The sequence below is a fragment of the Sediminibacterium sp. C3 genome (assembly GCF_000508085.1).
Classification (GTDB): domain Bacteria; phylum Bacteroidota; class Bacteroidia; order Chitinophagales; family Chitinophagaceae; genus Sediminibacterium.
This window is the reverse complement of sequence record NZ_KI669560.1, coordinates 1,044,117-1,064,465: the sequence shown is the minus strand read 5'-3', so window position 1 is coordinate 1,064,465 and position 20,349 is coordinate 1,044,117. Positions and strand designations below refer to the sequence as shown.

Genomic DNA, 20,349 nt, shown 5'->3' with positions numbered 1-20,349 from the left:
CCGCAGGCAATATGCCTGCGGTTTTTTTATTACCAGAGCGGTTACTTACTGTATCTTTACACTATGAAAAAACTACTGATTCTTCTCTTGGTATTGATAGCGGGCAACTCCGTTCAGGCGCAAAAAGTAATCTGGGGTTATGTTAAAGACAGCATTACCAACGAACCCATTGAAATGGCCAGCATTACCAATACCAATAAAAACAATACGGTAATCACCAATCAGAAAGGATTATTTAAAATTGAAGTGAGTAAAAACGATATTCTTTCAGTAGCGGCTATTGGCTATCATTTCGATACGGTTTTATACAGTGGCATCATCAGTGCCAGTGATACAGTAACTTTTTATTTAAAACCCATCAGCAGAGAACTGAATGATGTTACCGTTCAGAATACAGGAGCCAATGAATACAGCCTGGATAGCTTAAGAAGACTAAGGGAATTCACAGACCAAATGGTGAGCCCGCCTGTTAAATCAGTAGAATTGGCCAATTCAGGTGCTGGCTTTGGCATCAGTTTAAACAGCCTCAGCAAAAGGGAAAAGAACAAAAGAAACGCCATTAAAATATTTAATGCCAGTGAAAAACAGGCTTATGTTGACTATCGTTTTTCTACAGCAATCGTTTCCAAATACAGTGGACTGAAAGGAGAAGAATTGCAGGTGTTCATGCAACGTTACAGACCTTCTTACGAATGGTTAAGAAAGAATCCAAAAGAAGAAGACGTAAAGTATTACATCAACGAAAAATTGAAGGAGAGAAGAAAATAGCGCTCCCGTAATGATTCCATCATTACCTGGCAACTATTCTACTCGTATCTCAGTGCTACAATTGGATTGAGTCTGGCCGCTTTCATAGCAGGATATATGCCTGCTACCAGCCCCACGATGGTACAGATAATGATTCCAATGAATACCCATGCCCATGGAATTACGAAGCCTGTGTCCAGAATGATACCGAAGATATTACCTACCAATATGCCAAGGATAATGCCAAATAATGCACCCAGCAAACTGATAATCATGCTTTCAAATAAAAACTGCTGACGCACGTATTTACTCTTACCCCCAATGGCTTTCACCAGCCCCACTTCCTTGGTTCTTTCATTCACCGCAACCAGCATGATATTCATCAGACCAATGGCTGCGCCAATCAATGTAATTAAACCAATGGCACTGGCTGCACCGGTTATACTGCTTAAGAAACCAATAAACATTTCCGCAAACTTGTCGCTTTTTTCTATCACGAAATTATTGTCTTCCTTGGGCTCCAGTTTTCTAATGGATCTGAATACAGAAGTTGCTTCATCCGTTGCAACCGGTAATTGATTGATATCAGTTACGCTCACCCCTACCAGATAAGTTGGTCCAATATTGGCATAACGACGCACATTGGTATACGTAGTTACAATCACATCATCCTGTCTTAACATGGCACTGGATCCTTTGGATTTCAGCAATCCAATCACTCTGTAGGGAGTACTACCCACTTTAATGATTTTATCAATGGAGCGCTCTGGTCTTTCCCCAAATAAACGGGTTGCTACATTGCTACCCAATAAACATACATTACGGCCACTTTGTACATCCAGGTTGTTCAGGTTCCTGCCCTGTTCAATGGTGTAACCGTTCACCATTAAATAGTTTTCATCTCCACCCCATACCAATATCTGAGGATTGGTTTTTCTGTCTTCATAACGCAGTTCCTGTCCTCCGGGACCCCGTCTGTAAACACTTACCATTGCTCCGGGAAAACTATAATTGGCTTTGAATCTTTCCACTTCTTCCAAACGAAGCGGCTTATTTAAATTGGATTTTTTTTCTTTTAGTCCTCTTTTGGTTTTGGTGACTTCATCATTATTCGGCCCCATTCTGGCACGTGAATCCTTATAACGGATGCTAAATGAATTCGCGCCCATTGAAGAGAAGCTCTCTTTCAGACTCTGATTCATAGCTTCAATAGCGGTAATGATCCCAATTAATGCCATAATACCAAAGGCAATGATAGCGATCGTAATACCCGCACGAAGTTTATTTCCCCTTACGGTGCGCCAGGCTAAATTGAATGAGTCGAGAATTGTCATGAAATAAAGGTACAGCGTATTGCGGAAACCTTTTCAGCCTTGTCCTTCAATTATGAAGAGCGGTTAAAAATAGAAGCAATTGAGCACTAATGAAGGAAGAACGCCAACCAAAACAATGGCTACGGCTACCAATAAGAGCCCAAATTTGAATCCCTGACCTATTTCAGCTGTTTCCGGCTGTCCTTCTTTAAAGTACATTGCCTGAATAACTTTGAAGTAGTAGTAGGCACTCATTGCAGCAAATAGTACGGCAACAATCACCAGCCAGATTGGGCCACCTGCTTTTACCACAGATGCCAGCATAAAGTACTTGGCAAAGAAACCGGCAGTAAGGGGGATACCCGCTAAAGAAAGCAAACAGATTGTGGCTACAAAAGCCAGTACAGGCTGTGTGCTTGCCAGTCCGTTGAATCCGTCAAAAGTGTAATCCTTCACTTTCATCAGAATCGCAAAGAATCCGATGGTGGCCAAACAATAAGCCACCGTGTATAAAATGATACCCTCAGTTCCTAAATCGTTATTGCTGTACAAGGCAAACAACATAAAGCCTGCCTGTGCAATACTGGAATATGCCAGCATTCGCTTAATGCTTCTCTGAAATATCGCTGTGATATTTCCGGCAAACAAAGTGGCTACAATCACAAAAGACAAAATGATGGACCAGGTTGGGCCTAACAAACTTGTATTTGATGCAAATAATTTAATGAAGGCAAAGAATCCTGCCGCTTTTACAATAGTAGACATGAATGAAGTGAACACACTGGGTGCCCCGTCGTACACATCTGGTGTCCAGAAATGGAAAGGCGCTGCAGATACTTTAAAAGACATCGCTGCAAACAAAAGCAACATGCCTGCTACCTGTAAGAAGGAAGCTGTTTGAACACCTGCTGATGGTGGTGTTGCTGGATTGCTTACACCTGCCATTCCGAAACTTCCTGTTGCTCCATACAGCAATACAATACCCATCAACATGATACCCGTTGTAAAAGAACCCATCAGGAAGTACTTCAATGAAGCTTCATTACTCTTTAAGTTCTTCTTATCTGAACCGGTTAAAATGTACAATGGAATAGAAAGAATTTCAATACCAAGGAACAACATCAGCATACCATTGAATGAAGTAAGGATGGCAGTTCCGCATAGCACAAAGAAAATCAACGCATAAAAGTCAGCCGTTTTGTTTCCTAATTTCTCCAGCTCAGATCCACTTAACAAAACAAATAATAAGGTACCTGCAATCATCAGCGTATTAAAGAACATTCCCATTTTATTAAAATGGAGCAGGTCTTTGGTGTCTACCTGAATAGAAAAAATACCATAGCTATTCAGGATATTAGCCACAAGCAGTATGACTAATGCAACAATTGCCGTCAAGGTAATTACGGGTTTCTTATTGGTAAAAATGCCTGTAAACATCATTACCACACCCATGATTGCTGAAAATATGATTGCGTTCATAACTACTCTATCGTTCTTTTACTTATTTACAAATATTGCGGAAACACTGTCTCCGGTTAAATCTAATAGTGGCTGAGGATATACACCAAACACCAATATCATCAACGTAATAATCACCAATGCCAGCTGAATATTAGAAGGTATTTCGGTAGCTTTTTCAGTGATTGCATTCACATTTCCATAAATGACACGCTGCACCATGTTCAATGTGTATACAGCTGCAAGGATGATACTAATACCTGCTATACCTGCCATCACCATATTGTATTGGAATAAACCATTGAACATTAAAAATTCTCCAATGAAAGCATTGGTTAATGGAAGTGCTACGTTGGCCAATGCCATCACAACCAGTAGAATGGCCATCACAGGGGCTTTTTGTGCCAGACCACCCAGCTCTTTCATATTGGTAGTGCCTAATTGTTTTTCAATCAGGTCTGCAATAATCCAAAGACCAATTACATTCACACCATGGCTGAACATCTGAATCATTACACCATCCATTGCTGTTGCGTTGTTAGTGAACATGGCTGCAGACATTAAACCAATATGCGCAATGGAAGAGTAAGCAATCATGCGTTTGATATCATCCTGTCTGATGGCAATTAATGATGCGTAAATCATTCCAATCACCGATAAGATAATAATCAGGTTAGCTGATTGTGCAGCTGCTACCGGGAACATAGGGAGCAACCATCTGATTACAGCAAATACCCCCATTTTTACCATGATACCACTCATTACCATGGTAGTAGCCGTTGGAGACTGCTTATAAGCGTCAGGCTGCCAGGTATGGAATGGGAAGATGGGCATTTTAATGGCGAAAGCAATAAAGAATAACCAGAACAATACGGTTTCCTGTTTGGCAGACATTTGAACTGCCTGAAAACTTTGCCAGGAGAATGACTGATCGGCTGTGTTGAAATACATGAACAAAAGTCCAATCAGCATCAGCAATGATCCCACAAAAGTGTACACAAAGAATTTAAATGTAACGGCAATTCTTTTTTCACCACCCCAGATGGAGCATAGGAAGTACACTGGAATTAAAGCCAGTTCCCAGAAGAAGTAAAACAACAAGGCATCAGCTGCTAAAAACACACCCATCAATCCTGCCTGAGACAAAAGCATCAAGCCATAAAAAGAAGCAGCCTGCTTATATGTATTATTATAAATCGCTGTAAAAATTACCGGGAAAGATACCGCCGTTAATAAGGTCAGCATTTTTGCCATTCCATCTGCTTTCAACGTTATTCTGCTTCCTATGCTTGCTAACCAGCTGGCATCGTAGGTGATGGTGCCCTGTGCAAAAACAGCAGATAGGGATAGTGCGGCTGTGGCAACAGAAGCCAGCAATGCAAAATTCTTTGCAGCATTTCCCTGTTTTAAAAAGAAGGCAATTAATCCTGTTACAAGCGGTGTTAATATGAGTAATAAAGTAATCATTATTGCAGAGCTACTTGATGAACGAATTAAAATAATTTATTTAAAAACCCCATGATGGTTGAATCATTAAACCAAACGATAAAGAAAACAACCAACGATAAAATCATAATCAACAGATAGCTTGCTACCTGTCCGCTTTGAATCAAACGCACTTGTCTGGAACCATAAGCAATAAATTTGCCTACACCATTCACCAATCCATCAATACCCGATTTTTCCACTACTTCTTTCAAAACCCCGGCCAGCGCATTCAGCGGGTTAACTACAATGGCATTGTACAATTCATCCACATACCATTTATTCATCAACACTTTACCTAAACCTGTTTCTTCCGCATCATTCTGCTGATAGTTCTTGTAAGACTTTACGGCAAAAGTGATAACAGCGATAATCAATACCGTTACTACTCCCATCATAATATATTCCTGAGAATGACTCAAATGATGTTCTGTAGCAAGCTTGGCTGAATCGGCAAAAATAGGTGCTAAGAATCCAGCCAGCCAGTGTTTGTTCTCGGCAAACACAGCAGGGATTCCAATGAAACCACCAATCACTGACAATACCGCCAGTACAATTAATGGGATCGTCATTGCAGAAGGGCTCTCGTGCAAATGATGTTCCTGCTCGTGTGTACCACGGAAATTTCCAAGGAAGGTAAGCGTATACAATCGGAACATATAGAAAGCAGTCATTAATGCACCACCCACTCCTATATAATAGAACAATGGATTGCTGCTATAAGCTGCTACCAGAATTTCATCTTTAGAGAAGAAACCAGAGAAAGGAGGAATACCTGCAATGGCTAAACAAGCCAGGAGGAAAGTCATATGCGTAACAGGCATATACTTTTTCAGGTTCCCCATCTTACGGATATCCTGCTCGTGGTGCATGGCATGTATCACAGAACCTGCTCCAAGGAAAAGTAAAGCTTTAAAGAATGCATGAGTCATTACATGGAACACAGCTCCGGTGTAAGCACCAACACCCAATCCTAAAAACATATATCCTAACTGACTTACGGTAGAATAAGCCAGTACTTTTTTAATATCGTTTTGCTTCAAGGCAATGGTTGCAGCAAATATGGCTGTTGCCAATCCTATCACGGCTACCAGCGTTTGTGTAGCAGGCGCCATGGTATAGAGAATATTGCTTCTTGCAATCATATAGATACCTGCAGTTACCATGGTTGCAGCGTGAATCAATGCAGATACAGGTGTAGGACCCGCCATCGCATCCGGCAACCAGGTGTACAATGGAATCTGCGCACTCTTACCCATTGCTCCTACAAATAACAATGTGGTAATTGCTGTAATATCAAAAGAAGACAGTTGACTGATACCTGCAAATACATCTGTGTAATTAACTGTGCCCAGTTTAAAAATCAACCAGAATACAGCTAACAGAAATCCAAGGTCACCAATACGGTTCATGATGAATGCTTTCTTGGCAGCATAGCTGTAATCTCCATTCTTGAACCAGTATCCAATTAATAAATAAGAACACAATCCTACTCCTTCCCAACCAATAAACATGATCACATAGTTGCTACCCATTACCAGCAACAACATAGAGAAGACGAACAGGTTTAAATAAGCGAAATAGCGTGCAAAATGATGAGGCGCTTCCTCTTTCATGTACGCAGTAGAATACAAATGAATCAGAAAGCCAATACCTGTTATGATTAAGAGAAACAAAACAGATAACTGATCAACCTGAAAAGCAAATGGAATGGTAAATGCCTCTGTTTGAATAAAGTTAAACAGGGTTACCACACTTTTGATAGGAGCACCGCCGCTGTTGGCTGCGAAACCATAAACCTGTCCAAATAAAAAGCAGGACGTTAAAAAGGACATGAAGATCATTCCTGATCCAACAATACCTACCGCAGATTTAGACAGACGCTGTCTGCCCAATCCGTTTATCAGGAAACCCAGCAAGGGAAACAAGGGGACTAAAAAAGCAATTTTACTCATATTACTAAGTTGCGGGTGCTAGTTTTTCAATCGGTTCAGGAAATTAATATCTACAGAATGCGTATTTCTGTATAGCATTACAATGATGGCAAGTCCAACACTTACTTCAGCAGCAGCTACCACCATAATAAAAAATACAAACAACTGGCCTTCTACCCCTGCAGTACTTACTGCATTATTGGTAGTAGCAATACCATGGTGCATTTTAGAAAAAGCAACCAATAAAAGATTCACTGCATTCAGCATTAATTCTATGCACATGAAGACAATGATGGCATTGCGTCTGGTTAATACTCCAATAATACCAATGCTAAACAAAGCCAGTGAAAAATAGATATAGTATTGTATAGGCATAATTGCGTTGTTATAGGTTAGTCTTTTTTACCAATTACTACAGCACCTACCATGGCGCTTAAAAAAAGTACACTGCTGATTTCGAATGGAACAACAAAGTCACTGAACAAAGCCTTGCCCAGATTCTTGATCAATCCAATATCACCAGTCTTCATCAATGCTGCTTTTCCGGAAAGTTCAGTTGCCTGTCTTACAAGGGAAACCATCACCATCAGGAAACAGCCACCGGATACTACTCCAGCGAGTTTCATCCACCAGTTTTTTCTGGGCTCTGTATCCGCATTCAGGTTCATCAACATGATCACAAACAGGAACAATACCATGATGGCCCCTGCGTATACAATCAGATTGACAATCGCCAGAAACTGTGCGTTCAGTAAAATATAATGACCTGAAATGGCAAAGAATACCACAATTAACCAAAGTACACTGTGCACCGGGTTCTTACTTACCAGTACCATGATGGCACTGAATATGGCCAGCGCGCTTAATAAGAAAAACAAAATTTGTAAAGTATCCATCTGTTTAATTGTATTATAACCTTGCAAATAATTATACTCTTGCCGCACCTTTTGCAGCTGCGTATTCTTCAGGAGCTTTGTTCTTGTCCGGAATCAATAAATCTTCTTTTCCGTAGATAAAGCCTTTTCTGGTAAAATTAGCAGGCGCAAAAGTTTCACTTAAATAAATAGCATCTTTAGGACAAGCTTCCTCGCACAATCCGCAGAATATGCAACGCAGCATGTTGATTTCGTACTTGGCTGCATATTTCTCTTCACGGTATTTGTTTTCCTCGCCAGGCATTCTTTCCGCAGCTTCCATAGTAATGGCTTCTGCAGGACAAGCCACAGCGCACAATCCACAAGCTGTACAACGCTCTCTTCCCTCCTCGTCTCTGTTTAAAACGTGCAGGCCTCTGAAAACAGGGCTGAACTCACGCTTCTGCTCGGGATATTGAATAGTAGGCTGTTTCTTGAAAATATGGCTGAATGTAATGGCCATACCCTTAAATATATTGGGCAAGTAGATACGCTCCATGAAGCTCATTGGCTCCCTACTTACTTCTTTTCCTCTGTTTGTTAAAGCTTGCATGTAATCTTTTATATAAAAGGTTCACAAATGTAAATCTTTGGTTTTATCCCTGCTGCCACAATATCACTGCACCTGTTACCAGCATATTCACCAGGGCCAGCGGTATTAATTTTTTCCAGCCCAGGTTCATTAACTGATCGTATCTGAATCTTGGAATGGTCCAGCGAATCCACATAAACACGAATAAGAAAATCACAATCTTGGTTAGTAGTGACAACACACCAAGAATTGCTGCAATATTCGGCGCTAATGTAGATTCATCCAGGAATGGAATATCATATCCGCCAAAATACAGACTGGCCATAACCGCACTACTCATGATCATGTTCACGTATTCAGCAAAAAGATAAAAACCCAGTTTCATAGAAGAATACTCCTGATGGTATCCCATGTTCAATTCATTCTCAGCTTCGGGTAAGTCAAATGGCGTTCTGTTACATTCTGCCATGGCACAAATGAAGAACAACAAAAAGCCCAATGGCTGATACACAATATTCCACCAGGCGCCCGGAGCCATTTGCTGGTCTACAATTGTTTTTAAACTCAATGAGCCGGAAATCATTAAGACAGCAATCAAAGAAAGGCCCATTGCCAGTTCATAACTGATTGCCTGAGACGCACCACGCAAGGCAGCCATCAAAGAGAACTTGTTATTGGAAGCCCAGCCTCCAATCATGATCCCATATACACCCATACTCACTACACCAAACACGTATAGAATTCCGATATTGATATCGGCAATCTGCAAATCAATTTTTCTTCCGAATAATTCTACTGAACTGCTCCATGGAATAACAGCACAAGTCATTAATGCTGCTGTCATTGCCATAGCAGGTCCTAAAATAAACAGGGCTTTGTTGGCTGAATTCGGAATGATTTCTTCTTTCATGATCAACTTCAAACCATCTGCCAAAGGTTGTAATAAACCCATTGGACCCGCACGGTTCGGACCTGGTCTGTCTTGTAATACTGCCGCAACCTTACGTTCAGAAAACGTGGTATACAGGGCAATTCCCAGGCTGGCGAAAACAATAATCGCAATCAGGATCAGTTTCTCCAGCATTAATATCCAATCTAAGGCCAATAGTGTCATGCTTCTGGTTTATTAGTCTTTATTCGATGTAAAGTCAGTTGAATGTGCAGGTCTGTCTAATTTGCTCAAAGTAATTTCTGGTTTATTCACTTCACTTACGCTATGAATATCCATGAGCAACTTTGGCTGACGACCAGCATGCACTGCTTCAAAAGTTTCTGTTGGTTTATGTGTACCCACTTTACCTGCATAGTGTCCCTGTGAAATAACAGAGTGACGATCAATCAGTCTGGGTCCTTCAATCACCCAGTCACTGGTTTGTTTTTTGTCGAATCTGCAGGTATTACAAATCCAGTCTTCCACTTCACCCCACTGGTCTTTGCGTGCCGTAACCCTGAACACTTCGTCTCCTCTGTTCCAAAGTGTTACTTTACCGCTACAGGTTGGGCAATCTCTGTGCGCATCCATTGGTTTCAGGAACCATACCCTATTCTTGAAACGGAATGTTTTATCGGTTAATGCACCTACCGGACAAACATCAATTACGTTTCCGATAAATTCATTGGATAAATTCTTCTCAATGTAAGTTGCAATTTCTGCGTGATCTCCTCTGTCCAATACTCCGTGCTCTCTCTTACCTGTTAACTGATCGGCGGTAAAAACACAACGGTAGCAAAGGATACAACGCGTCATATGCAACTGAATTTTATCGCCTAAATCGTGCTTCTTGAACGTTCTGCGCTGAAACTCATAACGGGTACCCGCTTTGCCATGCTCATAGCTTAAATCCTGCAGATGACATTCACCTGCCTGATCACATACCGGGCAATCCAATGGGTGATTGATCAATAAAAATTCCACCACACCACTGCGTGCATCCATTACACGATCACTCGTAATATTTTTAACTTCCATTCCATCCATTACCGTAGTACGACAGCTGGCTACCAGTTTGGGCATGGGTCTTGGATCTTTCTCAGATCCCTTACTCACTTCAACCAAACAGGTTCTGCACTTACCACCACTGCCTTCCAGTTTACTGTAATAACACATAGCAGGGGGAGCAACATCGCCGCCAATCTTACGCGCCGCATTCAGGATCGTAGTTCCCGCGGGCACTTCTACCGTGATATTGTCGATGGTTACTTTAAATAATGGTTGTTCAGACATAACTTAATTAAGCTGGTACATGAATAGGATCTGCATAATGCGCCAATCCATAATTTCTTTTTTGTGCTTCTTCAGGATGATTCACATGCCATTCAAATTCATCTCTGAAATGTCTAATGGCAGCTGCTACCGGCCATGCCGCAGCGTCTCCCAAAGGACAGATGGTATTTCCTTCAATCTTGCGTTGAATATCCCACAACAAATCAATATCACTCATCTTGCCTTTTCCGGTATCAATGTTCTTCAAAATCTTTTCCATCCATCCGGTACCTTCACGACAAGGTGAACACTGACCGCAACTTTCATGACGATAAAAACGCGCCAAAGTGTACGTGTTTTTAACAATGCACTGGTCTTCGTCCAATACAATAAAACCGCCGGATCCCATCATGGAACCGGTTGCAAAGCCCCCATCACTCAAACTTTCGTAGTTCATGTAACGTGTTTCACCCTTGGCTGTTTTCAATAAAAGATTGGCAGGTAAAATGGGAACTGAAGATCCTCCCGGAATACAGGCTTTCAGTCTTTTTCCATTGGCAATACCGCCACAATATTCATCAGAATAAATAAACTCTTCTACAGAAATGGTCATATCAATTTCGTACACACCTGGCTTATTGATATTACCGCAGGCAGAAATCAGTTTGGTTCCGGTAGAACGGCCCACACCAATTTTTGCATATTCATCACCACCCATATTAATGATAGGAACCACTGCTGCCAGGGTTTCTACGTTGTTCACCACAGTAGGTCTTCTCCACAAACCTTCAATGGCAGGGAACGGAGGTTTGATTCTTGGATTACCTCTCTTTCCTTCCAATGACTCAATCAATGCGGTTTCTTCTCCGCAGATATAAGCACCCGCTCCTCTCTGTACATAAATATTACAATCGAAGCCGGAGCCTAAAATATTTTTACCTAAGAAACCATTGGCTTTGGCTTCTTCAATTGCCTGCTCCAGAATATCTACAATCCATGCATATTCTCCACGGATATAAATGTATGTATCGTTGCTACCCAATGCAAAGGAAGAAACAATCAACCCTTCAATTAACAAGTGGGGAATAAACTCCATCAGGTAACGATCCTTGAAGGTTCCGGGCTCACTTTCATCTGCATTACAAACCAGGTGTCTTGGAACACCTTCAGGCTTAGCAATGAAGCTCCATTTCATTCCCGCAGGGAAACCAGCACCACCTCTTCCGCGAAGTCCGCTTTTCTTTACCTCTTCCACAATGGATGCAGGATCCATTTGTTTCAAAGCTTTTTCTACCGCACGATAACCCCCTTCTTTCCGATAGGTTTCGAAGTAACGGATACCCGGCACATGCGCTTTCTCTAATAATAATTTTACACCCATATCTTAATTATTTGCGGCAGCATTTTTTCTGCATTCATCAATAATGGCGTCTACTTTTTCTTTGGTCAGATGTTCCTTATAGTGTTTTCCCATCTGCATCATTGGCGCATAACCACATGCTCCCAAACATTCTACTGTTTTTAAAGTGAACATTCCGTCTGCAGTGGTTTCACCAGGTTTGATACCCAGTTTGGTTCCAATATATTCAATGATATCATCGCATCCGTTTACCATGCAAGGACCTGTCTGGCAAACTTCGAACATGTATTTACCAACTGGTTTTAAATTATACATGCTATAGAAAGTAGCCACTTCATACACTTCAATAGGCGTTATATTCAATAGCCCGGCTACATAATCCATGGTTTCCGCACTCAGCCATCCACCAAAGCTATCCTGTGCCAAATGCAGCACAGGCAATAAAGCACTCTTTTGTTTTCCTTCCGGATAACGAGCTACCAGGCGGTTAAACTCTTTTAGTTGTTCATCATTAAACTTAGTCATAGCTTTTTTTATTAAGCATCCAATTCACCTGCAATCAGGTTTAAACTACTCATGGTTAAAATGGCATCAGACAACATGCTGTCTTTTACCAACTCAGGATAAGCCTGATAGTAAATAAAGCAAGGTCTGCGGAAATGCAGTCTGAACGGGGTTCTTCCTCCGTCACTGATCAAATAAAATCCTAACTCTCCGTTACCTCCTTCCACTGCATGGTATACTTCACCTTTTGGCATATCCACTTCACCCATAATGATTTTGAAATGCCAGATTAATGCTTCCATTTTGGTGTATACATCTTCTTTCTTCGGTAAATAATACTCAGGCACATCTGCATGGTATACTTCCGCTTCTGTTCCCTTGAATTCCTGGATTTTATTATATGCCTGTTGTATAATGCGCATGCTTTGCCACATTTCCGCATTGCGCACCAGGAATCGATCGTAATTGTCTCCGGTTTTTCCTACCGGAATATCAAATTCAAAATCCTGATAGCTGCTGTAAGGACTATGCACGCGAACATCATAATCTACGCCGGCAGCTCTTAAGTTAGGGCCTGTAAAACCATAGTTCAATGCTCTTTTGGCACTGATAGGACCGCCACCAATGGTACGCTCCATAAAGATTCTGTTTCTGGTTAACAGGCTTTCCAATTCACCCAAAGCAACAGGGTACTCTTTTAAGAATTTCTCGAGTTTCGTAAACGCTGTATTTGAGAAATTCCTCTCAAAGCCGCCAATACGCCCAATATTAGTAGTAAGACGGGACCCACATACTTCTTCATATATTTCATAAATTAATTCACGGTACTGCATTACGTAAAGGAATCCGGTAAAAGCACCAGAGTCTACCCCTACAATTGAATTACAAATCAGGTGATCCGCAATTCTGGCCAGCTCCATAATAATCACACGCAGATAATCTACACGTTTAGGGGTTTGTACACCCAGTAATTTCTCACAGGTTAAATGCCAGCCCATATTATTGATGGGACTGCTACAATAATTCAAGCGGTCTGTGATGGGGGTAATCTGATAGAGCGGTCTTCTTTCAGCCAACTTTTCAAAAGCACGGTGGATATAACCCACTGTTTGTTCACTGGAAACTACTCTTTCACCATCCAGCTCCATGATGTTCTGAAATACACCGTGTGTAGCCGGGTGGGTAGGTCCCAGATTGATCGTTGTTGTTTTCCGCTCAATCGCGTCTTCTGCTAATGTTATATTATGATCACTCATGTCTTAAATTTTATCCGCGTCCAAACATTTCATCGTCCTTGTCAATTCTGGTCTGATCTTCCAGAGGATATTCTTTTCTTAACGGGAAGTAATCCATTTCATCCACATTCAGAATGCGTTTGAGATTGGGATGTCCCACAAAGTTTACTCCAAAGAAATCATAGGTTTCTCTTTCCATCCAGTTGGCGGAAGAGAACAATTGAGAAGCGGTGAAAACGTCGGGCGTTGCAATAGAAGTAAATACTTTAAAACGTATACGTGTATTTTCTACAAGGTTGTGTAAATGATAAACAACTGCCAGTTCCCTGCCTGCATCATCAGGGTAATTCACTGCACACAAATCAGTTAAAAACTGAAATCCAAGGCTTGGCTCATCGTACAGGTACTGCATTACTTTTAAGTTCAGATCCTTGGGCGCTTCAAAAGAAAGCATGCCATAGGTTTCTTCAAAGTTGAAGACCTGGTCTCCAAACTTTTCAGTAAGCTTTTGCTGGATATATTCGTTGCTGATTGCCATAATATTATTGTATTCCGTAACCGTTCAATAATGCTTTGTAATGATCGCTGTTTCTTCTTCTGATGCTCTCCTGACCAACCAACTCCTGGATTTTCATGAATCCGTCTAATATCGCTTCTGGTCTGGGCGGGCATCCTGGCACATATACATCTACAGGGATTACCTGATCTATCCCTTGCAGTACACTGTAGGTATCAAAAATTCCACCGCTGGAAGCACAGGCTCCAACAGCCATTACCCAACGGGGTTCAGCCATTTGCAGGTAAACCTGACGAAGTACAGGGCCCATCTTCTTGGCAATAGTTCCCATAACCATCAACAAATCGCACTGACGGGGTGAATGGCTCATTCTTTCCGCACCAAATCTGGATAAATCATAGTGAGAAGCCGCAGTAGCCATGAACTCAATTCCGCAGCAGGATGTTGCATATGGCATTGGCCAAAGAGAATTCTTACGCGCCAAACCAACCACATCGCTCAACTTGGTTGTAAAAAATCCTTCTCCACCGTAACCTTCAGGCGCATTTACATACGTAATTGAATCGGCAATATGCGCCTCTTTTGGATGTATATTGAATCTTACCGGACGTGACATAATACTGAATATTAATAGTTATAATCCTGTTTAACGTATAGAACAGCTACTAAGGGGTTTGGTTCGGTTTCCCCTTAATCCATTAGTCTTCCCACTCAAGCGCACCTTTTTTAATGATATAGGTAAATCCGATTAAGAAGAAGCCCACAAACATAACAACAGCAAGGAATCCATTCCATCCCAGCTCTCTGAAGTTCACTGCATAAGGGTAAAAGAAAATCACTTCCACATCAAATAAAACGAATAGGATAGCCACCAGAAAATACTTAATGGCCATGGGCTGACGGGCATTACCGTGCGATTCAATACCACTGGTAAAGTTTTCCAGCTTATCAGCAGTTTTACGCTTGGGGCCAACCCAGGATGAAATACCAATCATGGTTGCCACAAAACCCGCAGCAAAAATCAATTGGATGGCTATAGGCAGGTAATTGGAAGCAGAATTGCTTGAACTTGCGTCAATCAGAGTAAATAATGGTTCCATAGTGCGCTTTAAGTCCGCAAAAATACGCTTGTAAAGCATATAAAAGAAAAACTCCTCAATTTGAGGAGCTTTTTCTTTAAGTTAATTTTAAAGTGAGGACTTAGCTGGCGGTTTTAGCACCTGAAGCTCCCCCTTTTCCTGTTGGATTTGAGTAATAATCAATGTTTTTCTGGATGGTAGCTTTTACGTCCTGCGCAAATTTATTGTTCTCATCACCTGCGGTAGGGTATAAAGCCAGCATCTTGTCTGCCACTTCAATCGCTTTTTGACAAACGGCAAGGAATTCTTCTACTGCAGGAGATTTTTCACCCTTGGTAGTTACTTTGAAATCCGGACGCTTTTTGATCTCGTTGAAAAGATTCACATAATAGTTAATCTTAAAGTATTCATCCAGGAAGATGGTTTTTCGGTGTTTCTCCAAATCAACTTTCGCATACACTGAATCCAGATAATTCAGGTTTTCAATGATTTTAGCAGTGTCCTTTCCGTTTGCCATAGCAGCTCTCTTGAAGAAACTGTATGGGTGTGGTTTGTCTGGGAATGCTGCCATATAAGGCTTAGCAAATTCAATCACCTGATCGTAAGCTTTTGCATTGAAAGCAGATGAAGTTAATTTATAGTGATCTACTTCTGTTAGTTCGCCCTTCATCATCATTCCGCGTTTCATCAGGTTCAATTGTGCCTGATAAGATTTTGCTTTACCAAACATATCGGCTGCTGCATTAATCAAAACAATCTGATTGGCTTTTACCGTGTCGGCCTGTAAAGCTTTGTCAACATATGCTAATGCTGTTGCTTCATTTCCAGGGAACTTGGTTACCACTTCAACACCTAACTTATAGTCAGATGGCTGAACTTCAGAAGCAGGTGCACTGGTTAAAAATTCTTCAATGTATTTTTTTGCTGTTAAAGAATCTCCCTTTCTTAAATAGTTATACGCGTAAACGACGCCTAATCTTGGAACTGCTTTAATTCCAACTGCTGCATCTAATTCTTTCGCTTTCGCCAAAGACTCATCGTATTTACCTGCACGGAATAAATAGTCTGCCTGGTACAATTCGTTTCTTGAATCTTTATCTGCTGATTGAACATATTTATCAAGGTACTCTTTTGCCTTGGTTACATCTTTCTCTGCATAATATTGATACAATGCATAGTAAACCGGAGGAAACCCAGCATCAGCTGTTTTTGCATTATCATAAAACTGCTCAAACAATTCTACGTTGTTCTGACTTTGGTAAATCTTACCAATTCTGAACATGGCCAGGGCGTTCTTTGGATCACGTGCAATGGCTTCTGTATAAGCTTTTACCGCTTCTCCACCATTTTCGCCACCCATTTTCTGGTAGCTGATACCCATATAGATATAAATGTCAGGGTTGGTTAAATCCAGTGCACCAGCCTGCTTTAACTTATCAATACCGTATACAGGATCTCCCATTTTACTGTCTCCATCTGCATTGGCGCGGCCAATAGCAGTTAAGATGGCAGCGTTGGGCTTCCCTTTGTTTTTACCTCTGGTTTCTGTGGTTGCAGTAATCGCCTGCTCAAACTTTTGTTTGGCTGAGTTCAGGTCTCCGCCTTCTCTCAACTCCACATGTCCCATACCTACCAGCAACCAGGCATCACTACCCAATTCCTGAAGTCCTTTCTGGTACAATGCTTTTGCAGCAGCAACATCTTCCTTGGTAACTTCAATTCCATTACCAGCCAGATGCGCCTGACCTAGCCAATAAATGGCTTGTGGGTCTTTGGAATTCGCATCGTAATTTTTCTGCAGTACTTCCTTTGCACTTTTGTTTTTTTCATAATGCAACAGCTTAATGCCTTCGGCAATCTGAGCCGTTAAGCACTGTACGGCAAATACAGCTGCAAACATCAAAGCAACGGTCTTCTTCATGTTCTCTCTTTTTATAGTTGTTTTGTTATTCGTTGTTTATACTACTATTCCTTTTATGAAAAGCCATTTTAGCCGGAGCTAAAAAAGATCTTCTGAAAATCAACTGTCCTCTTTCCAGACTCATGAAATTCATGAAGCCTGTACCGAGTCCTGCATGATTCTCTTTTAACACATAAAACAAAGGTCGTGCCAAAGGGTACTGACCATAGGTTATGGTTGATTGAGAGGGCTTTGCAAAAATGCCTTTTTCTAAACAGGCGGTACACTCTACTCTTGCCAATCTTATTTTCTTAAGATAAGACTGTTGCTGCGTATCGTATACATCACCAATCCAGCTAAGACCCACAAAACCAATTACATCATTTCGGGAAGTAACAATATCAATTACTTCCTGACTATTATTGGCTGCTACCACATTTGCTCCAAAAGCAGCGCCTTTTAACACACTGTCTTTTAAATAGCGAACCGTACTGGTAGCAGATTTTCCATCCATCACTGCTGTAATTTTATGTTTTCCGCTTAGTATATCTCTTACCTCATTAAAAGTGAATATGCTGTCACTGGCATTGTTATTTACAATCAATGCAACGGCATCGTAGGCCAATTCAGCATACTGTGGTTGGTAAGACAAAGCAGATTTATAAAATTCAGCTTCTTTCTCATCCAGGCCTCTGGCTACAATAATCATGCGGGTACTGTCTTTTTGTAAATCTCTGAAACAGTCCGCTTCTGATTTGTAGGAAACCACAATATTGGCTTTGGGAAAAGAAGATTGATGAACTTTTATTTGCTCTTCAATAACAGGTTTAAAGCTTTCATCTACACTAATGTAAATGGTTCCTTCTTCAGTGTTATCCTGAAAAGCATTTTTTGATTCTGTTGAATCACAAGAAACAAAGAGCAAAAAAATCAGTGACCAAGCAAATACACTACTTCTCTTCATAATCAATTTAATAATCTTGCTTAACGCCTCTGTATAATCTGAATGCTCCGTACAAAACACAAATGCTACCGAATAAATTACGATAAAGCGGTTCTGCCGTAAACACTAGATCCATTCCCAGCTTTTCTATGAAGAATACTGCAAGTCCAACACCCAAAAACAAAGTAGCCATAGAAATATCATAGATCCTTCTGAAGACACTGTACCGTTTCTGGTTTCTCTCTCTGTAAGTATTTTCCATACAATCACTTTACGGGATGGGCAATTTAGTAAATATTTTACGTGAGATGCGCTAAAATTAAAATTCCATAAAAAACTTTCGGTGAATAGACCTTAAACTAATGACTGTTAGTTGCAAACTAATTGCCATATAAGAGAAATGCGCCAATGTTAATTAACGCACAATGCCATAATTTTGCGGCTTATGAGCAACAAAGCAGGAATACCTCAAGGCACAAGAGATTTTAATGCAGCCACCGTACAAAAGCGTAACTATATTTTCAATACTATTCGCTCTGTATTTGAACTCTATGGTTTTCAGCCACTTGAAACACCGGCCATGGAGAACCTCGACACCCTTATGGGGAAATACGGAGAGGAAGGAGACAAGCTGATTTTCAAAATCCTGAATAATGGATTAGACAATCCGGCTAAGCAAACCCAGGTTACTGCTGATTTCCAGAAAGTACTGGAAGGAAAAAATACCAAGGGGATTACTGAGCGTGCGCTGCGTTACGACCTTACCATTCCCTTTGCACGCTATGTGGCCATGAATTATGGACAGCTGACCTTACCCTATAAAAGATACCAAATACAGCCCGTCTGGAGAGCAGACCGCCCACAAAAAGGAAGGTACAGAGAGTTTTATCAGTGTGATGCCGATGTAGTAGGCAGCCAAAGTTTATTGAATGAACTGGAGCTTACTTCCATCTATGCAACTGCATTTGAAAAATTGAACCTGCCAGTTGAAATCAGAATCAATAACCGAAAAATTTTAGCAGGGCTTGCTGAGCTTTGTGGGGGACTGCAGGTAATGGTACCTATAACCGTAGCCATTGACAAGCTGGATAAAATAGGGCTGGAAAAAGTAAAGGAAGAATTAGCTGCCAGAGAAATCTCTGCTGAGCAAATTGCCATTATTGAAAAATATTTATCCATTGATGGTAGCAATGCAGAAAGAATTGATCAATTAAAAAAACTGATGCAGGAAAATGCAACTGCATTAAAAGGAATAGAAGAACTGGAATATATTTTAGAAAATCATCCCAATAAAAATCGCGCTCAGGTAATAGTAGACTTTACTTTAGCCCGTGGATTGAATTACTATACAGGTACCATTTTCGAAATCAAAGCCATTGGTGCCCAAATGGGAAGCATTGGTGGTGGCGGACGTTATGACGACCTTACTGGTTTATTTGGTGTGCCCAATGTACCTGGTGTGGGCATTAGCTTTGGTGTTGACAGAATTTATGATGTACTGGAAGAACTACAACTGTTTCCGGAAGCGGTACAAAAAGGAACCAAGGTATTGTTCTTTAATCTGGGCGCTGCTGAATCTAAAAAAGCATTTGAATTGATGCAGGATTTAAGAGAAAGGGGAATTGCCTGCGAATTATACCATGAAGCAGCCAAATTTGATAAGCAATTCAAGTATGCAGAAAAAAAACAAGTCCCTTATGTTGTTATTATCGGCAATACCGAATTAACAGAAGGGACCTGTATTCTAAAGAATATTATTAGCGGCGATCAAAAAACTATTTCACAGTCAGAACTGGCTTCGCAGCTATTCTGAATGCAGTAGCTTTAGTAGAAGCGGGTTCTTTGGTACCCACCAATTCATAACCCATGGCCAGAATAGTAACCCCTGTTACTACCTTGCTATCATTGCGGGTAAATTTTGCAGTTCCCTGAAATTGGGTAATTACGTAAACGTCTTCTCCGGATTTTTCCAGTGTGGAAGAACCGGCAGCAGAATTCATCATCAATACCCCATTTTCAAGTACAACGGTTACTTCAGCAACAGGACTTCCTTCCGCAAATTTATACCTTCCCAAAATCTGATTCACGGTTGAGTCTGTTGGAGTGGTTTGTGCACTTGCAGCCGTTGTTAATCCAACCAGCATAAAAACAAATACAATAATTTTTTTCATTTCAGTAATTTTTTGAAAACAAATTAATCAATTCAGTTATAAAAAGGAATACCT

At 40.9% G+C, this 20,349-nt stretch carries 21 protein-coding genes; 2 read left to right on the top strand and 19 right to left on the bottom strand.

Annotation, left to right across the window (positions count from 1 at the left end; all coding sequences use genetic code 11):
• Window positions 1-63: 63 nt before the first annotated feature.
• Window positions 64-768 (top strand): carboxypeptidase-like regulatory domain-containing protein, encoded by a 705-nt coding sequence (locus F777_RS0105035; RefSeq protein WP_026751092.1) that lies wholly within the window; start codon window positions 64-66, stop codon window positions 766-768.
• Between the two features lie 38 nt (window positions 769-806).
• Here F777_RS0105035 and F777_RS0105030 read toward each other — a convergent pair whose 3' ends face one another.
• From F777_RS0105030 to F777_RS0104945, 18 genes are all read right to left on the bottom strand, one after another.
• Entirely contained in the window at window positions 807-2,081 is a 1,275-nt protein-coding gene (locus F777_RS0105030; RefSeq protein WP_026751091.1) for an ABC transporter permease, read from the bottom strand.
• Window positions 2,082-2,144: 63 nt separating this feature from the next.
• Entirely contained in the window at window positions 2,145-3,539 is a 1,395-nt protein-coding gene (locus F777_RS0105025; protein WP_026751090.1) for an NADH-quinone oxidoreductase subunit N, read from the bottom strand.
• An 18-nt stretch (window positions 3,540-3,557) separates the two neighbouring features.
• A complete protein-coding gene (locus F777_RS0105020; RefSeq protein ID WP_026751089.1) occupies window positions 3,558-4,985 on the bottom strand; it encodes a complex I subunit 4 family protein in 1,428 nt (475 codons plus the stop codon).
• Between the two features lie 26 nt (window positions 4,986-5,011).
• Window positions 5,012-6,958, bottom strand: a complete 1,947-nt coding sequence (nuoL, locus tag F777_RS15770) for an NADH-quinone oxidoreductase subunit L (RefSeq protein ID WP_037369141.1) — start codon at window positions 6,956-6,958, stop codon at window positions 5,012-5,014.
• 18 nt (window positions 6,959-6,976) lie between these two features.
• Window positions 6,977-7,312, bottom strand: coding sequence for an NADH-quinone oxidoreductase subunit NuoK (nuoK, locus tag F777_RS0105010; protein WP_026751088.1), 336 nt, complete (start codon window positions 7,310-7,312; stop codon window positions 6,977-6,979).
• Between the two features lie 17 nt (window positions 7,313-7,329).
• Entirely contained in the window at window positions 7,330-7,833 is a 504-nt protein-coding gene (locus F777_RS0105005) for an NADH-quinone oxidoreductase subunit J family protein (RefSeq protein WP_026751087.1), read from the bottom strand.
• A 31-nt stretch (window positions 7,834-7,864) separates the two neighbouring features.
• The gene (gene nuoI, locus F777_RS0105000) at window positions 7,865-8,404 is read right to left on the bottom strand and encodes an NADH-quinone oxidoreductase subunit NuoI (protein WP_026751086.1); all 540 of its coding nucleotides are present in this window, start codon (window positions 8,402-8,404) and stop codon (window positions 7,865-7,867) included.
• A gap of 43 nt (window positions 8,405-8,447) precedes the next feature.
• Window positions 8,448-9,497 (bottom strand): NADH-quinone oxidoreductase subunit NuoH, encoded by a 1,050-nt coding sequence (gene nuoH / locus F777_RS0104995; RefSeq protein ID WP_026751085.1) that lies wholly within the window; start codon window positions 9,495-9,497, stop codon window positions 8,448-8,450.
• Window positions 9,498-9,509: 12 nt separating this feature from the next.
• Entirely contained in the window at window positions 9,510-10,607 is a 1,098-nt protein-coding gene (locus tag F777_RS0104990) for an NADH-quinone oxidoreductase subunit G (protein ID WP_026751084.1), read from the bottom strand.
• A 7-nt stretch (window positions 10,608-10,614) separates the two neighbouring features.
• A complete protein-coding gene (gene nuoF / locus F777_RS0104985) occupies window positions 10,615-11,967 on the bottom strand; it encodes an NADH-quinone oxidoreductase subunit NuoF (protein ID WP_026751083.1) in 1,353 nt (450 codons plus the stop codon).
• Between the two features lie 3 nt (window positions 11,968-11,970).
• On the bottom strand, window positions 11,971-12,471 hold the full coding sequence (gene nuoE / locus F777_RS0104980) for an NADH-quinone oxidoreductase subunit NuoE family protein (RefSeq protein ID WP_037369139.1): 501 nt from the start codon (window positions 12,469-12,471) through the stop codon (window positions 11,971-11,973).
• Window positions 12,472-12,482: 11 nt separating this feature from the next.
• Window positions 12,483-13,706, bottom strand: coding sequence for an NADH-quinone oxidoreductase subunit D (locus tag F777_RS0104975; RefSeq protein WP_026751081.1), 1,224 nt, complete (start codon window positions 13,704-13,706; stop codon window positions 12,483-12,485).
• Window positions 13,707-13,716: 10 nt separating this feature from the next.
• Window positions 13,717-14,223 (bottom strand): NADH-quinone oxidoreductase subunit C, encoded by a 507-nt coding sequence (locus tag F777_RS0104970; protein ID WP_026751080.1) that lies wholly within the window; start codon window positions 14,221-14,223, stop codon window positions 13,717-13,719.
• 4 nt (window positions 14,224-14,227) lie between these two features.
• The gene (locus tag F777_RS0104965) at window positions 14,228-14,818 is read right to left on the bottom strand and encodes an NADH-quinone oxidoreductase subunit B (RefSeq protein ID WP_026751079.1); all 591 of its coding nucleotides are present in this window, start codon (window positions 14,816-14,818) and stop codon (window positions 14,228-14,230) included.
• An 82-nt stretch (window positions 14,819-14,900) separates the two neighbouring features.
• Complete coding sequence (locus F777_RS0104960) at window positions 14,901-15,302, bottom strand: NADH-quinone oxidoreductase subunit A (RefSeq protein WP_051408438.1); 402 nt, start codon at window positions 15,300-15,302, stop codon at window positions 14,901-14,903.
• Window positions 15,303-15,402: 100 nt separating this feature from the next.
• Window positions 15,403-17,202 (bottom strand): tetratricopeptide repeat protein, encoded by a 1,800-nt coding sequence (locus F777_RS0104955; protein ID WP_152530858.1) that lies wholly within the window; start codon window positions 17,200-17,202, stop codon window positions 15,403-15,405.
• A gap of 25 nt (window positions 17,203-17,227) precedes the next feature.
• Window positions 17,228-18,145, bottom strand: coding sequence for a PstS family phosphate ABC transporter substrate-binding protein (locus F777_RS15765; protein WP_051408437.1), 918 nt, complete (start codon window positions 18,143-18,145; stop codon window positions 17,228-17,230).
• 7 nt (window positions 18,146-18,152) lie between these two features.
• Window positions 18,153-18,386, bottom strand: coding sequence for a hypothetical protein (locus F777_RS0104945; protein WP_026751076.1), 234 nt, complete (start codon window positions 18,384-18,386; stop codon window positions 18,153-18,155).
• Between the two features lie 183 nt (window positions 18,387-18,569).
• Here F777_RS0104945 and hisS point away from each other — a divergent pair, with 183 nt between their 5' ends.
• Window positions 18,570-19,937 (top strand): histidine--tRNA ligase, encoded by a 1,368-nt coding sequence (hisS, locus tag F777_RS0104940; RefSeq protein ID WP_026751075.1) that lies wholly within the window; start codon window positions 18,570-18,572, stop codon window positions 19,935-19,937.
• Here the strand turns inward: hisS and F777_RS0104935 are convergent.
• Window positions 19,900-20,295 carry a hypothetical protein gene (locus F777_RS0104935; RefSeq protein WP_026751074.1) on the bottom strand — a complete coding sequence of 132 codons (396 nt, stop codon included), beginning with the start codon at window positions 20,293-20,295 and terminating at the stop codon, window positions 19,900-19,902. The two genes, hisS and F777_RS0104935, sit on opposite strands and share 38 nt — an antisense overlap.
• Window positions 20,296-20,349: the final 54 nt, after the last annotated feature.